Source organism: Pantoea sp. X-Soil-TKNS-1207 (genome assembly GCF_059730485.1).
Genome location: NZ_AP035958.1, coordinates 2644060 through 2657472, shown reverse-complemented (window position 1 = coordinate 2657472; position 13413 = coordinate 2644060). Strand labels below are relative to the sequence as shown.

12 protein-coding genes are annotated in these 13413 nt (G+C 59.2%); 11 read left to right on the top strand and 1 reads right to left on the bottom strand.

Annotated features, from left to right (window positions below):
* Positions 1-10: 10 nt before the first annotated feature.
* From livM to AC6I8V_RS12460, 11 genes are all read left to right on the top strand, one after another.
* Positions 11-1294 carry a high-affinity branched-chain amino acid ABC transporter permease LivM gene (gene livM, locus AC6I8V_RS12510; RefSeq protein ID WP_497842572.1) on the top strand — a complete coding sequence of 428 codons (1284 nt, stop codon included), beginning with the start codon at positions 11-13 and terminating at the stop codon, positions 1292-1294.
* The gene (locus AC6I8V_RS12505) at positions 1287-2162 is read left to right on the top strand and encodes an ABC transporter ATP-binding protein (RefSeq protein WP_497842571.1); all 876 of its coding nucleotides are present in this window, start codon (positions 1287-1289) and stop codon (positions 2160-2162) included. Before livM ends, AC6I8V_RS12505 begins: the two co-directional genes overlap by 8 nt.
* Positions 2155-2904, top strand: coding sequence for an ABC transporter ATP-binding protein (locus AC6I8V_RS12500; RefSeq protein WP_497842570.1), 750 nt, complete (start codon positions 2155-2157; stop codon positions 2902-2904). Before AC6I8V_RS12505 ends, AC6I8V_RS12500 begins: the two co-directional genes overlap by 8 nt.
* 121 nt (positions 2905-3025) lie before the next feature.
* Positions 3026-4438, top strand: a complete 1413-nt coding sequence (locus tag AC6I8V_RS12495; RefSeq protein WP_497842569.1) for an EmmdR/YeeO family multidrug/toxin efflux MATE transporter — start codon at positions 3026-3028, stop codon at positions 4436-4438.
* A gap of 232 nt (positions 4439-4670) precedes the next feature.
* Complete coding sequence (locus AC6I8V_RS12490; RefSeq protein WP_497842568.1) at positions 4671-6302, top strand: ABC transporter ATP-binding protein; 1632 nt, start codon at positions 4671-4673, stop codon at positions 6300-6302.
* A 129-nt stretch (positions 6303-6431) separates the two neighbouring features.
* Positions 6432-6905 carry a MarR family winged helix-turn-helix transcriptional regulator gene (locus AC6I8V_RS12485; RefSeq protein WP_497842567.1) on the top strand — a complete coding sequence of 158 codons (474 nt, stop codon included), beginning with the start codon at positions 6432-6434 and terminating at the stop codon, positions 6903-6905.
* Positions 6906-7037: 132 nt separating this feature from the next.
* Positions 7038-8369, top strand: a complete 1332-nt coding sequence (locus tag AC6I8V_RS12480; RefSeq protein WP_497842566.1) for an NAD(P)/FAD-dependent oxidoreductase — start codon at positions 7038-7040, stop codon at positions 8367-8369.
* 51 nt (positions 8370-8420) lie between these two features.
* Positions 8421-10103 carry a peptide ABC transporter substrate-binding protein gene (locus AC6I8V_RS12475; RefSeq protein ID WP_497842565.1) on the top strand — a complete coding sequence of 561 codons (1683 nt, stop codon included), beginning with the start codon at positions 8421-8423 and terminating at the stop codon, positions 10101-10103.
* Positions 10104-10142: 39 nt separating this feature from the next.
* Positions 10143-11093: an ABC transporter permease gene (locus tag AC6I8V_RS12470; RefSeq protein ID WP_497842564.1), complete on the top strand. Its 951-nt coding sequence runs from the start codon at positions 10143-10145 to the stop codon at positions 11091-11093.
* A 9-nt stretch (positions 11094-11102) separates the two neighbouring features.
* On the top strand, positions 11103-11987 hold the full coding sequence (locus AC6I8V_RS12465; protein WP_497842563.1) for an ABC transporter permease: 885 nt from the start codon (positions 11103-11105) through the stop codon (positions 11985-11987).
* Positions 11988-12089: 102 nt separating this feature from the next.
* Positions 12090-12257 (top strand): hypothetical protein, encoded by a 168-nt coding sequence (locus AC6I8V_RS12460; RefSeq protein WP_497842562.1) that lies wholly within the window; start codon positions 12090-12092, stop codon positions 12255-12257.
* 93 nt (positions 12258-12350) lie between these two features.
* Here AC6I8V_RS12460 and AC6I8V_RS12455 read toward each other — a convergent pair whose 3' ends face one another.
* On the bottom strand, positions 12351-13313 hold the full coding sequence (locus AC6I8V_RS12455) for a sugar-binding transcriptional regulator (protein ID WP_497842561.1): 963 nt from the start codon (positions 13311-13313) through the stop codon (positions 12351-12353).
* Positions 13314-13413 lie beyond the last annotated feature (100 nt).

Here is a 13413-nt window from a genome sequence, read left to right as displayed (position 1 = left end):
GGACGCCAAAATGAATGCAATGACGCAAAGCATCGATGTGCGCCAGTCGCTGCTGGATTGTGTGATGGCCGGGCTGGTGGCGTTGGTGGTATTTGGTCCTATCGTCGGCGTAGTGCTGGATGGCTACAGTTTCCATCTGTCGCCGCTGCGCGTGGCGCTGCTGGTCGGGGTGGTGATGGCCGGGCGTCTGCTGCTCAGCCTGTTTCTGCAATCCGCCGCCGGACAGCGTTTCGCACGTAAGTTTGAGGGCGCGGATGATGGCGTCTACGTGCGCGAGCCGGGTTACCGTTCGCGTATGCGCTGGGTGCTGCCGCTGTTGCTGGTGGTGGCGCTGGCCTTTCCGTTTCTCACCAGCAAATACCTGCTGACGGTGGCGATACTCGGGCTGATTTATGTGCTGCTCGGCCTTGGGCTGAACATCGTGGTGGGCCTCGCCGGATTGCTGGATCTCGGTTATGTGGCGTTTTACGCCATCGGCGCCTACGGGCTGGCGCTCGGTTATGAATATCTCGGCCTGGGGTTCTGGAGCATGTTGCCGCTGGCGGCGCTGATGGCGGCCTTTGCCGGGGCGCTGCTGGGTTTTCCGGTGCTGCGGATGCACGGCGACTACCTGGCAATTGTCACCCTCGGCTTTGGCGAAATCATCCGCCTGGTGCTGAATAACTGGCTGGCGTTTACCGGCGGGCCAAACGGGGTGTCGGTGCCGTCACCCACCTTTCTCGGGCTGGAGTTTGGCCGCCGGGCGAAGGAGGGCGGGGTCCCCTATAACGAATTTTTCCACCTCGATTACAACCCGAATATGAAGTTCATCTTTATCTACGTGGTGCTGGTGCTGGTAGTGCTGCTGGTGTTGTTTATCAAACATCGCCTGACGCGTATGCCGATTGGCCGTGCGTGGGAAGCCCTGCGCGAAGATGAGATCGCCTGCCGCGCCATGGGGCTGAATCACGTACTGGTGAAGCTGTCGGCGTTTATGCTCGGCGCTTCTACCGCCGGGATCGCCGGGGTGTTCTTCGCCAGTTATCAGGGCTTCGTCAATCCCACCTCGTTTACCTTCTTTGAGTCGGCGCTGATCCTCGCCATTGTGGTGCTTGGCGGCATGGGATCGACCCTCGGGGTGGTGCTGGCGGCCTTTGTGCTAACCGTCGCCCCGGAACTGCTGCGCAGCTTCGCCGAATACCGCGTGCTGCTGTTCGGGATGCTGATGGTGCTGATGATGATCTGGCGACCGCGTGGCCTGGTCCGCACCGCGCGTGTCGGCGTGCCGTTACGCAAAGGAGAGCGCCATGAGTGACGCGATTTTACAGGTGGACAACCTGATGATGCGTTTTGGCGGCATCAAAGCGCTGAATGATGTCAGCCTTGCGGTGGAACGCGGCTCAGTCACCTCGCTGATTGGTCCCAACGGCGCCGGCAAAACCACGGTGTTTAACTGCTTAACCGGCTTCTATCGCGCGACGGGGGGACGCATCACCCTGAATGCCCATCAGCGATCCACCGACGTGATTCAGGTGCTGGGGCAGAAAATCCACGCTACGGACTGGCTGCACCCGGCGCGGCTTGGCTCGCGCGTCTGGTACAAAATGTTTGGCGGCGCGCATCTGGTGAACCGCGCCGGGCTGGCGCGCACCTTCCAGAATATCCGCCTGTTTCGTGAGATGTCGGTGGTTGAGAACCTGCTGGTGGCGCAGCATATGCAGGTCAATCGTCAGTTGCTGGCGGGCATTCTGAATACGCGGGGCTATCGCGAGGCGGAGAACCGGGCGCTGGATCGGGCGTTTTACTGGCTGGAAAACGTCGATCTGGTGAGCAGCGCCAACCGGCTGGCGGGCACCTTATCTTACGGTCAGCAGCGGCGGCTGGAGATTGCGCGCGCCATGTGCACCCGCCCGGAGCTGATCTGCCTCGATGAACCGGCGGCCGGGCTTAATCCGGTGGAGACCGAAGCGCTGAGCCAGATCCTGCACCGGCTGCGCGCCGACCATCGCATCAGCGTGCTGTTAATCGAACATGATATGCCGATGGTGATGCGTATCTCCGACCACATCGTGGTGCTCGATCACGGCGATGTGATTGCGCAGGGTACGCCACAGCAGATTCGCCATGACCCGAAGGTGATTGCCGCCTATCTCGGCGCGGAAGAGGAGGACGACCATGGCTGAACCGATGCTGAGCTTTGAACAGGTGGATGTGTTTTATGGTCCGGTGCAGGCGCTGAAGCAGGTCTCGCTTGCGGTGAATGAGGGGGAAACCGTGGCGCTGATTGGCGCCAACGGCGCGGGGAAATCGACGCTGCTGATGTCGATTTTCAGCCAGCCGCGCATCGCCGCCGGGGAGATTCGCTTTCGCGGCAAGGCCATCAGCCGCCAGTCAACCCATGCTATCGCCGCCAGCGGCATCGCACAGGCGCCGGAAGGGCGGCGCATTTTCCCGGATATGACGGTGGAAGAGAATCTGCTGATGGGCACCATCGCCATTGGCGAACGCTTTGTGCGTGAGGATAAAGATCGCATGTATCAGCTGTTCCCGCGGCTGCTGGAGCGGCGTAAGCAGCGGGCGATGACGCTTTCCGGCGGGGAACAACAGATGCTGGCGATTGCGCGCGCGCTGATGAGCCGTCCAACGTTGTTGCTGCTGGATGAACCGAGTCTCGGCCTTGCGCCGCTGGTGGTGAAGCAGATTTTCACCATCCTGCGCGAGCTGACGCAGCAGGGCATGACGCTGTTCCTGGTGGAGCAGAATGCGCGCCACGCGCTGCAACTGGCAGACCGCGGTTATGTGATGGTCAACGGTGAAATCCGCCTGAGCGGCAGCGGCGAGGCGCTGCTGCATAACGACGAGGTTCGCAGCGCTTATCTCGGTGGGGCGGTCGATGCTGCGGCGCTGACGACAAAAAGTTTGTAATAATGATTAAATGGTGACGGGAAACACTTTGCATAATTGTTAGTGGCCTATCATCATTATTACTCTTCTTCTTTGTCCAAAGTGATTTGGTACTCCCTTGCAAAATCCTGGCTTAGCAGTGATGCGGGCGATCAGAAAAACGGCGTGGTATCCGAAGCGCCGTTCTTATCGCACGCTGTTGTGGCGTGAAATTACACCCCTCGCCGTGCCCATCTTTATCGAAAACCTGTGTGTGATGCTGATGGGCGTCCTCAGTACCTTCCTCGTGAGCTGGCTGGGGAAAGAAGCGATGGCGGGCGTTGGCCTGGCTGACAGCTTCAACATGGTGATCATCTCATTCTTTGCCGCTATCGATCTCGGCACCACGGTGGTGGTGGCGTTCAGTCTTGCCAAACGCAACGGCAAGCGGGCGCGCGCTGCGACGCGGCAGTCGCTGGGTTTGATGACGGTGCTGGCGTTTGTGCTGGTGATCGCCATCGAGTTCTGGGGCCACCTGATTATCGATGTGATTGCCGGCAGCGCCGAGCCGCAGGTGAAACAGCTGGCGCTCAGCTACCTGCAAACCTCGGCGTGGAGCTATCCGGCGGCGGCGATTGCGTTGATTGGCAGCGGCGCGCTACGCGGGGCGGGTAATACCAAAATCCCGATGCTGATCAACGGCGGGATGAACATCCTCAATATCGTGATCAGTACCGTGCTGATTTACGGCTGTTTTGGCTGGCATGGTCTGGGCTTTATCGGTGCCGGGCTGGGACTGACTATCTCACGTTATATCGGCGCGATTGCGGCCATTTACGTGCTTTATCTCGGCATCAACCCGGCGCTGAAGATCTCCATTCAGAGCTACTTCCGTCGCTGGAACTACGGCATCCTGATGGAGGTGCTCAGCATCGGGGTGCCTGCCAGTATCGAATCGGTGTTATTTAACGGCGGCAAGCTGCTGACGCAGATTTTTGTCGCCGGAATGGGCACCAACGAAATCGCCGGTAACTTTATCGCGTTCTCGATTGCCACGCTGATTAACCTGCCCGGCAACGCGCTGGGATCGGCATCCACCATCATTACCGGCAAGCGCCTCGGGCGTAATCAGGTGATGCAGGCGGAGCGGCAGATTAAGCATGTGTTCTGGCTGGCGATGATTGGCCTCTGTACCCTGGCGGCGATTACCGTGCCGCTGGCCGGGTTGCTGGCGAAGTTCTACACCCGCGATCCGGAGGTGATCTCGGTTACCAAACATCTTATCTGGCTGAACGCCGCCTTTATGCCGATCTGGACCGCCTCCTGGGTGCTGCCCGCCGGGCTGAAAGGCGCACGCGATGCGCGTTACACCATGTATGTCTCAATGTTCAGCATGTGGGGCGCTCGTGTGGTGGCCGGTTATCTGCTGGGTATTGTGCTCGGCATGGGGGTGATTGGCGTGTGGCTGGGGATGTTCCTTGACTGGACGGTGCGCGGCATCTGCTTCTGGCTGCGACTCACCAGCGGCAAATGGCTGAATAATTACCGCCGTATGGTGGCGAAAAGCGGGGGGTAATCCCCGTTTTGACTTAGCACCCTAAGTCAGTCCGAACCGTAGCGGTGCGATAAATCGCGCCGTTACGGAGATGTGATTAATAAGTAAAACCTATTATTTCCCCGCCGCTGTTCTGTGCCATTTTCCCTTCTTATTGTAAAAAATAAAATTCATCCTGCTGGTCAATTCCGTTATTTAACCGCTGGCTTCGATACTGAAAAAGTTATTTTTCCGTGCAACCAGGAGCGTCAATATGGAAAAGCCTGACACCATCGCCCCATTATTTTCCGTGCGCCAGCTTTGTGTGGCGCTGCCGCCAGGTATGGACCGCCGCTATGCGGTGGAAAACCTCAGCTTTGATCTCTGGCCCGGCGAAATTCTCTGCATCATTGGTGAATCCGGCTCGGGGAAATCCGTCACCGCCCATGCCGCCATGGGCCTGCTGCCGAAAGCGCTGCGCGTGCAGGGCGGGGAGATCCTGCTGCGCGGCAGCAACCTGTTGCAGCAAAGCGCGGAGCAGCTGCGTCAGTTGCAGGGCAAAACCCTCGCTATCATTTTTCAGGACCCGCTCTCTGCGCTCAATCCGCTGATGACCATTGGCGAACAAATTGCCGAGGTGATGCTGGCGCATAACGTCGGCACCACGGCCTCGCGTCAGCAGAAGGTGCTGGCGCTGCTGGAAGAGGTCGGGCTGCCGGAGCCGGAAAAAATCCAGCACCAGCATCCGTTTCGTCTCTCCGGGGGACAGCGACAGCGCGTGATGATCGCTATGGCGCTGGCGCTCGACCCCGATATCCTGATTGCCGATGAACCCACCACCGCCCTCGACGTCACCACCCAGGCGCAAATCCTGCGCCTAATCCGCGGCCTGCAACAGCGTAAGGCGATGAGCGTGATGTTTATCACCCACGATTTTGGCGTGGTGGAAGAGATTGCCGACCGGGTAATCGTGATGGAGAAGGGCAATATGGTGGAGGCCGGCCCGGCCTGGCAGGTGCTTAACGCGCCGCAGCATCCCTACTCACAGAAACTGATCGCCGCGGTGCCACGTATGCACGCCGGGGAGAAAGCGGTGCGCGATACGCCCACGGTGTTGCAGGTAAAGAATCTGGTGAAAACCTACCGCAGCGACGGCGGCTGGCTGAGTCGCGGTCGCGAGGTGAAGGCGCTGAACAACGTCAGTTTCAGCCTGAGCAAAGGTGAAACGTTGGGCATTGTCGGTGAATCCGGCTCCGGTAAATCGTCCCTCGGCCGGGTGCTGCTCAAGCTGCTGGCGGCCGATAGCGGCGAAATCCTGTTTGACGGGCGTGATATCCAGCCGATGAAAGAGAACGATTTTCGCCCGCTGCGCCGCTATATCCAGATGATTTTTCAGGACCCGTTCGCCTCGCTCAATCCACGCCACACCATCGGCACCATCCTGTCTGCCGGGCCGCTGGCGCTGGGCGGTATGACGCCGCGCGAGGTCGAGAGCAAGGCTAAACAGCTGCTGCAACGGGTGGGACTGGACGCCAGCGCCTGGCAGCGCTTCCCGCATGAGTTCTCCGGCGGCCAGCGGCAGCGCATCGGCATTGCGCGGGCGCTGATGTTCGATCCGGTGCTGCTGGTGGCGGATGAATCGGTGTCGGCGCTGGATGTATCGATTCAGGCGCAGGTGCTGGAACTGCTGCGCAGCATTCAGCAGCAAACGCAGGTGGCGATGATTTTTATTACCCACGATCTGCGCGTCGCCAGCCAGATTTGCGACCGTATTGCGGTGCTGTTTAAAGGCGAAATTGTCGAGCAGGGCACGCCGCAGGTGGTGTTTCGCGCGCCGCAGCATCGCTATACCCGGCAGCTGGTGAGCGCCATTCCGGGACACGCGGAAGCGGGCGTGACACCTTAAGTGAAATTGGAAAAAGCTATGACAAAAGTCGTTGTCATTGTCCACTATCTCGCCAATACTGGATTAAAGTTTGACCTGCCCTAATCCCTTCTTCTGAGAAGACTTTTTTTCAGTTTTGTGGAGCGCAGAATGACAAAGCCAGCGATACCTGCCGTTCCGCAACAGGCCACCGACGTGGATTTGGGACCGCTCGGCACCATGCTGAGTTTTTACATTCGCAGCATCAATATCGCCGTCTCGCGTGACCTGGACCAGCAGCTGGCTGGCCTCGAAGTGGCGCGCGGTACCGGCAAAATCAGCACGCTGCTGGTGGTGGATCGCCACCCCGGCATTCGGCCTTCGGTGATTGCCGATGTGATCCAGCGCGACCGTTCCGCCATGGCGCGCCTGCTTGACCAGATGGAGCAGCAACAGCTGCTGACGCGCGAAGCCGATCGCAGCGACAACCGCTCGCAGGCGCTGTTTCTTACCGCGCATGGTCAGGCGCTGGCGCAGCGCGTCCGTGAGCTGACCCAGCAGCAGGAAGATCGTTTTTTTCAGCGGCTGACGGCGCGAGAAAAACAGACCGTCATTCGTTTATTAAAAAAAGTCTTACCGCCGTAACGCATCAATAAAATCTGAAAATGACCGTGGGTGAGAAATTAATTTCACCCGCACGGTGAACTGTTGTCGCGATATTTCAGGGGACGCCTCAGATCAGGCGCAAATATCAGTGAACAAACTGCGGGAATAATTATGCCAGGTCCGTTTGTAGTGCCCGTGCATGGCGATGTGACATTACCGGAAAAAGTCGATGTGGTGGTGATTGGCGGCGGCATTATTGGCTGCGCCACCGCGCTGGAAATTGCCGAGCAGGGCGTCAGTGTCGCGCTGTGCGAAAAAGGCGGCATCGGGCATGAGCAGTCGAGCCGCAACTGGGGCTGGGTGCGTCTGGCGCGCCGCGATCCGCGCGAAGTGCCGCTAATGGCCGAAGCGCTGCGTATCTGGCAAACGCTGGATCAGCGGGTGCAGGCGGATATCGGTTATCAGCGCGCGGGCATCACCTTCAACTGCGCGACCGAGCGGGAATTCAGCGAGCTGCAAAGCTGGTCACGCCACATGGAAGGGACCGGCTTTCGCGCGGAGATGCTGGATCGCGCCGGTGTGGAACGGCTGTTTCCCGGCCACAAAGTGCAGGGTGTCGGCGCGCTGCATACGCCGGATGATGGCCGCGCCGAGCCGCAAAAAGCCGCCCCGGCTATCGCTGAAGCCGCGCGTCGTCATGGCGCACATATCCTCACCGAATGCGCGGTACGCGGCATTGAAACCAGCGGCGGGCGTATTTCCGGTGTGGTGACGGAACGCGGGGCGATCGCCTGTCAAACGGTGGTGCTGGCCGGCGGGGCCTGGTCCGGTCTGCTGGCGCAGCGGTTTAGCCTGCATCTGCCGCAGCTGAAAGTGCTGAACAGCGTGGTACGAACCCAGCCGCTGGCGGGCGGGCCGGCAGCCGCTTTCTGGACGCGCGATTTCGCTATCCGCAAACGCCAGGATGGCGGCTACACCATCGCCTCCGGTCATGAAAGCGAAGTGGATTTCGTGCCCGATACCTTCCGCTATGCGCGCAGCTTCCTGCCTGCGCTGCGGCATGAATGGGGTTCGCTGCGTCTGCGTCTGACCGGTCGTTTCTTTGATGAGTGGCGGATGCCACGCCACTGGCATCTCGACGAACCCAGCCCATTTGAATACTGCCGCGTGCTCGATCTGCCCCCGTCGAAAAAGCTGACCAACAAGGTGCTGGAGCAGCTGAAACAGCAGCTGCCTGCGCTGGCCGGGTTGCAGGTGGCGCAGCGCTGGGCAGGCTGCATTGATGTGCTGCCCGACGCCATTCCGGTGATCTCCCATATCGAGCGCTATCCCGGCCTGGTGATGGCGACCGGATTTTCCGGCCACGGGTTCGGTATCGGCCCTGCTGCCGGGCGTCTCACCGCCGATCTGGTGCTGAATCGCACCCCGGTGGTGGACCCGAAAGCCTTCCGTTTTTCACGTTTCAGCGATGGTTCGAAGATAGCAATCATGACCGGTTACTGACTGTTGTCGCCGCCGTGCGGCGTTGTGTTTCTGTTCACCTGAGGAAAAACGATGAGCGATAAGTTTGCAGATTCCCTGCCAAAAATTTCCCGTCGGCAGGCACTGGTTTATCTGGCATCCGGCACCGCAGCGCTGGCGCTGCCGGGACTGTTTGGCAGCGGAGTGGCGCGCGCGGCGATGAGCGGGGCTGCCGGTCAGGGTGGACAGATGGTGGTGGGCTTCTCGCAGGAACCGACGGTGTTTAACCCGTTGATGCCGCATATTGAGGTGGATGACGGCCTGCATTTCAGCCTGTTCGATCCGTTATTTGCCATTGATGATAAAGGCCACTTTACCCCGGCGCTGGCGACTGAAGTGCCGACCCAGAGCAACGGCGGTATCTCAGCGGATGGCCTCCATTTTCACCTCAAACTGCGCGACGGGGTAAAGTGGCATGATGGCCAGCCGTTCACCGCCGAAGACGTGAAATTCACCCTTGAGCTGCTGGTCGATCCCAATTTCCGCAGCTGGAGCCGCTCCGGCCATGAGCTGGTACGCGATATTACCGTCGTCTCCCCCACTGAAATCACATGGCGGATGGAGAAACCCTATTCGCCTTATACCTCGATTCTCGCCGCCACCTTTATTGTGCCAAAGCACCTGCTGGCAAACGTCACGGATAAAAACACCGCGCCCTTTAACAGCGCGCCGGTGGGCACCGGGCCGTTCAAATGGCAGCAGCGCGTGCCGGGCGATCATATCGAGCTGGTCGCCAATAAGGCGTACTACGGCAACGGGCCGCAGCTGGAGCGGCTGATTTATAAATACATCCCGGATCTCAACGTGATGTACACCCAGTTTGTCTCAGGCGATATCGACATCGCCGGGCTGCAATGGATTTCGGCCGATCACTACGACGAGGCGAAAAAGCTGCCGGGCAAAGTGGTGGATGTGTTCCAGAGCGCTACCATCGAGAACTTCGCCTTTAACCTGGCCCGGCCACAGTTTCAGGATGCGGCGGTGCGGGAGGCGTTGTACTACGCAATTGATAAACAAACCATTATCGATGCGTTGTACTACGGCCTGCCAAAGCCGACGGAAACCTATATGCCGCGCCAGTCAGCCTTTTTCAACGCCGATTTACCGGCACACGCCTTCAGCCTCGACAAGGCCAAAGCGCTGCTGGATAAGGCGGGCTGGAAACCGGGCGCGGGCGGGATTCGTGAGAAGAATGGCGTGCAGCTGTCGTTCACCAATTCGACCACCGCAGGCAACCACCTGCGTGAACAGATGCAGCAGTTTATGCAGCAGAGCTTCCAGGAGATTGGCGTCGAAATGAAGATCGCCAACCTGCCGCCTGCGGTGATGTGGGGGGACTACTGGATGTTGTCGAAATTCGACAGCGCGATTGTCGGCCTTAATTACCTTACCGGCTCCGATCCCGATACCGCCACCTATATGCGGTCCGACGCCATTCCGGCACAGGGCGGGGCCGGGCAGAACGTGTTCCAGTACAAAAATCCTGAGGTGGATAAGCTGCTGGCGCAGGGCAGCGCTGAGTTCGCGCCGGAAAAACGCAAAGCGGCCTATCTGCAAATTCAGGAACTGGTGCGCAATGATTTGCCGTTCCTGACGCTGTTCAGCTTCGCCAACGTGCGCGGCCACAAACAGGGGGCGGAAAATATCACCCCCAACATCAACGTGCGTATCGACAGCTGGAACGTCAACACCTGGTACTGGGACAAGAAAGCCTGAGTCGCATAAGCGAGCCATTCACAGAGCGGGAGGAGAGCCATGGGCGCATTTCTGCTTCGGCGTTGCGGTCAAAGCATCATCTTACTTTTCATGGTGTCGATCATCGGTTTTGCCGCGCTGAATCTGGCGCCCGGCGGGCCGCTGTCGCAATACGCCTTAACGCCGGGGATGACCCAGGAAGCGATGCAGCGCATTGCGGCGCAGATGGGACTGAACCGGCCATTGCCGGTGCAGTATCTCGACTGGCTCAGCCACCTGCTGCGCGGCGACTGGGGCCGTTCCTATCGTGACGGTCAGCCGGTGCTCAGCATTATCTTTTCCCATCTGCCCGCCACGCTGCTGCTGATGTGCACCTCGATGGTGTTCTCCATCGCCATCGGCGTGTGGATCGGCATCCAGAGCGCCATCAAACGCGACAGCCTGTTTGATCGCATGGCGACCCTCGGTGCGATGGTGGCGCTGTCGATCCCCACCTTCTGGTTCGGGCTGGTGGCGATTTACTTCTTTGCCCTGAAGCTGCAATGGCTGCCGGCCGGCAATATGTACACCGTCGGCGATGGGTCGCTGGTGGATGTGCTGCGCCATCTGGTGCTGCCGGTGCTGGTGCTGACCTTTGTCGATGTGGCGATCTGGAGCCGTTATATGCGCACCGCCACGCTGGAGGTGATCAATCAGGACTTCGTCAAAACCGCCCGCGCCAAAGGCGTGCCGCCACGGCGTGTGCTGCTGAAGCATGTGGTGGGTAATGCGCTGCTGCCGATGATTACCCTCGCCGGTATGCAGCTGCCGACCATTCTCGGCGGGGCGCTGGTGGCGGAAACCGTCTTTACCTGGCCGGGTATGGGGCGTCTGTTTCTCGACAGCCTCGGTTACAGCGATTATCCGGTGGTTATGGGGTTGCTGATGTGTTCAGCGATACTGGTGCTGATTGGCAACCTGCTGGCGGATGTGATCACCGCGCTGGTCGATCCGCGCATTCGTCCCGCTTAAGGAGGCAAGATGGCATCTTCTGTGATTACGCCCCCGCCGCTTCCGGTGCGGCGGGTACGCAACCGCACCCTGCAACGTTTTCTGCGGCATAAACTGGCCTGCGCCAGCCTGTTGCTGATTATCCTGATGGCGCTGGCCTGCGCCTTCGGGCCATCGCTGCTGCCGTTTGACGACCTGCATATCGATCTGCGTGCGCGCTTTGCGCCACCGCTCACCGGCTGGCACTGGCTCGGTACCGATCCGCTGGGGCGCGACCTGCTGGCGCGGTTGCTGATGGCCGGACGTATTTCGCTGCTGGTGGGTTTCTTCGCCATGCTGCTCAGCATCATGCTCGGCACGCTGGTGGGTATTGTTGCCGGTTACTACGGTGGGCGCATCGGTGCGCTGCTGATGCGGATCGTGGATGCGTTTCTCGCCTTTCCCAGCGTGTTTCTGCTGCTGGCGCTGGCGGCATTTATCAAGCCGAGTCCCGCGATGATCACCGTGATTATCGCCGTGACCAGCTGGATGGAGGTGGCGCGCATTGTCGAGGCCGAGGTGCGTTCATTGCGCGAGCGCGAATACATTCTGGCGGCACGGATGCTGGGCCTGTCCGGGCGCTGGATTATGTTTCGCGAACTGCTGCCGAATGTGGTCGGGCCGATTATCGTCGCCGCGACCCTGACGGTGGCGCGCGCCATTCTGCTGGAAGCCTATATCAGCTTCCTCGGCTATGGCATCCAGCCGCCGCTGCCCAGCTGGGGCAATATGCTGAACGGCGCGCAGCAGTATCTGATGCGTGCCCCCTGGCTGGCGCTGGTGCCGGGGATCGCCATCACTCTGGCGGTGACCTGCTTTAACTTTATCGGCGATGGCATACGTGATGCGCTTGATGCGCGCAGCGAGAAAGAGTGAGGTGATATGCAAATCCCGGCAATGGAGTGCAGAACTTCTTGTTTTGGTAACGGCGCGCTTTGCGCTCTACTGACAGCGTCAATCATTTCCTGAGAGCAGACGATGAAAAAATTATTGCAGCAGTGGTTCAATGGCCTGGTGCAGCCACAGTCGGCTACGCAGCCGGAGAGTGATGTGGATTTTGCCCGCCATCTCGAGCTGTTGATCCCGATCGGCCAGCTGTACGGTCTTGAGTTCCACCCGTCGGTATATCGCTACTATGAAAGATGAACGCTTCCATCTGGTGATGCGTTACAGCTACTGGAATGAGCTGTGCGCGTTGTGACAAAACCCGCTAGCTTCCCGGCGGGTTTTTTTATGTGCTTACTGACTCATGCTTAAGATGGTACGAATGTTGCGGGCGCTGGTGGCGATAATATCGATCGCACCGGTGCGCAACGCCCCCATAATCGCCATCGCTTTGGTATTTTCGGACGCAATCGCAATCACGCAGGGGATCTGGCGCAGTTCTTCCACGCTCAGGCCGATCACGCGGTTATCCATCACGGTGTTGACGTGCTCGCCGCGCGAATTGAAAAAGTCGTAACCGGCAATATCGCCAATCACGCCCTGATTGAGACTGGCATCGTTGATCTCCTGTGGCGTAAACCAGCCCAGCTTCACCATATAGCTCTCTTCGTTCATATCGCCAATGCCCACCAGCGCCACATCGGCCTTACGCGCGCGGTCGAGCGTCTCCTTAATGGTGCCGTTTTGCTGCAACAGCGCCTTTAGCTGCATATTTTCGACATAGGCGGGGGCATACAGCGATTCGCTGCTGCCGCCAAACTTTTTCGCCAGCAGACGGCTGATATGGTCGGCGTTGATGATGTCGCCAGGACGATGGGTGCCGCCGATACCACAGATAAAGCGGCAATCGCGCGGCTGGATGGTGCCCGAGAACTCCGCCAGCGCGGCCACATTGCGGCCCTGTCCGACTGCCACCACCACGTTGTCTTTCAACATATTATTGAGATGACCGGTGACAAGATTGGCGACCTGGCGACGCTGCTCTTCTTCGTCGTTGTGATCCAGCGCGATAAGCGCGCGGCTGATGGGAAAGCGCTCGATTAACTGCTTTTCCAGCTGCGTGCTGAAAACCGGGTGGTAACGCACGTTAATCTCAACGATCCCTTCTTCTTTGGCGCGTTTTAACAGACGGCCGACTTTGATGCGGGAAAAACCAAATTTGTTGGCAATCTCCTCCTGCGTCACCTCATCACAGTAATACGCAACAGCAATCTCCGTGAGTAACTCATATTCCTGGGACGCGTTCGATTTATCCATCCGGCTGCTTTCTCCACGCAGTAGAACAATGTTTAGGGGGTGAACATTTGCTGAAGTATATCAGAAATATTTTGGCATCAAATGCAGCGGGCGCGGCGGG

What these genes read in the sequence shown, in the direction of transcription:
- AC6I8V_RS12485 (WP_497842567.1), top strand. Translation starts at nt 6,432, where the DNA reads ATGACAAAGCCAGCGATACCTGCCGTTCCGCAACAGGCCACCGACGTG.
- AC6I8V_RS12475 (WP_497842565.1), top strand. Translation starts at nt 8,421, where the DNA reads ATGAGCGATAAGTTTGCAGATTCCCTGCCAAAAATTTCCCGTCGGCAG.
- AC6I8V_RS12505 (WP_497842571.1), top strand. Translation starts at nt 1,287, where the DNA reads ATGAGTGACGCGATTTTACAGGTGGACAACCTGATGATGCGTTTTGGC.
- AC6I8V_RS12480 (WP_497842566.1), top strand. Translation starts at nt 7,038, where the DNA reads ATGCCAGGTCCGTTTGTAGTGCCCGTGCATGGCGATGTGACATTACCG.
- livM (WP_497842572.1), top strand. Translation starts at nt 11, where the DNA reads ATGAATGCAATGACGCAAAGCATCGATGTGCGCCAGTCGCTGCTGGAT.
- AC6I8V_RS12490 (WP_497842568.1), top strand. Translation starts at nt 4,671, where the DNA reads ATGGAAAAGCCTGACACCATCGCCCCATTATTTTCCGTGCGCCAGCTT.
- AC6I8V_RS12495 (WP_497842569.1), top strand. Translation starts at nt 3,026, where the DNA reads ATGCGGGCGATCAGAAAAACGGCGTGGTATCCGAAGCGCCGTTCTTAT.
- AC6I8V_RS12470 (WP_497842564.1), top strand. Translation starts at nt 10,143, where the DNA reads ATGGGCGCATTTCTGCTTCGGCGTTGCGGTCAAAGCATCATCTTACTT.
- AC6I8V_RS12460 (WP_497842562.1), top strand. Translation starts at nt 12,090, where the DNA reads ATGAAAAAATTATTGCAGCAGTGGTTCAATGGCCTGGTGCAGCCACAG.
- AC6I8V_RS12500 (WP_497842570.1), top strand. Translation starts at nt 2,155, where the DNA reads ATGGCTGAACCGATGCTGAGCTTTGAACAGGTGGATGTGTTTTATGGT.
- AC6I8V_RS12455 (WP_497842561.1), bottom strand. Translation starts at nt 13,313, where the DNA reads ATGGATAAATCGAACGCGTCCCAGGAATATGAGTTACTCACGGAGATT.
- AC6I8V_RS12465 (WP_497842563.1), top strand. Translation starts at nt 11,103, where the DNA reads ATGGCATCTTCTGTGATTACGCCCCCGCCGCTTCCGGTGCGGCGGGTA.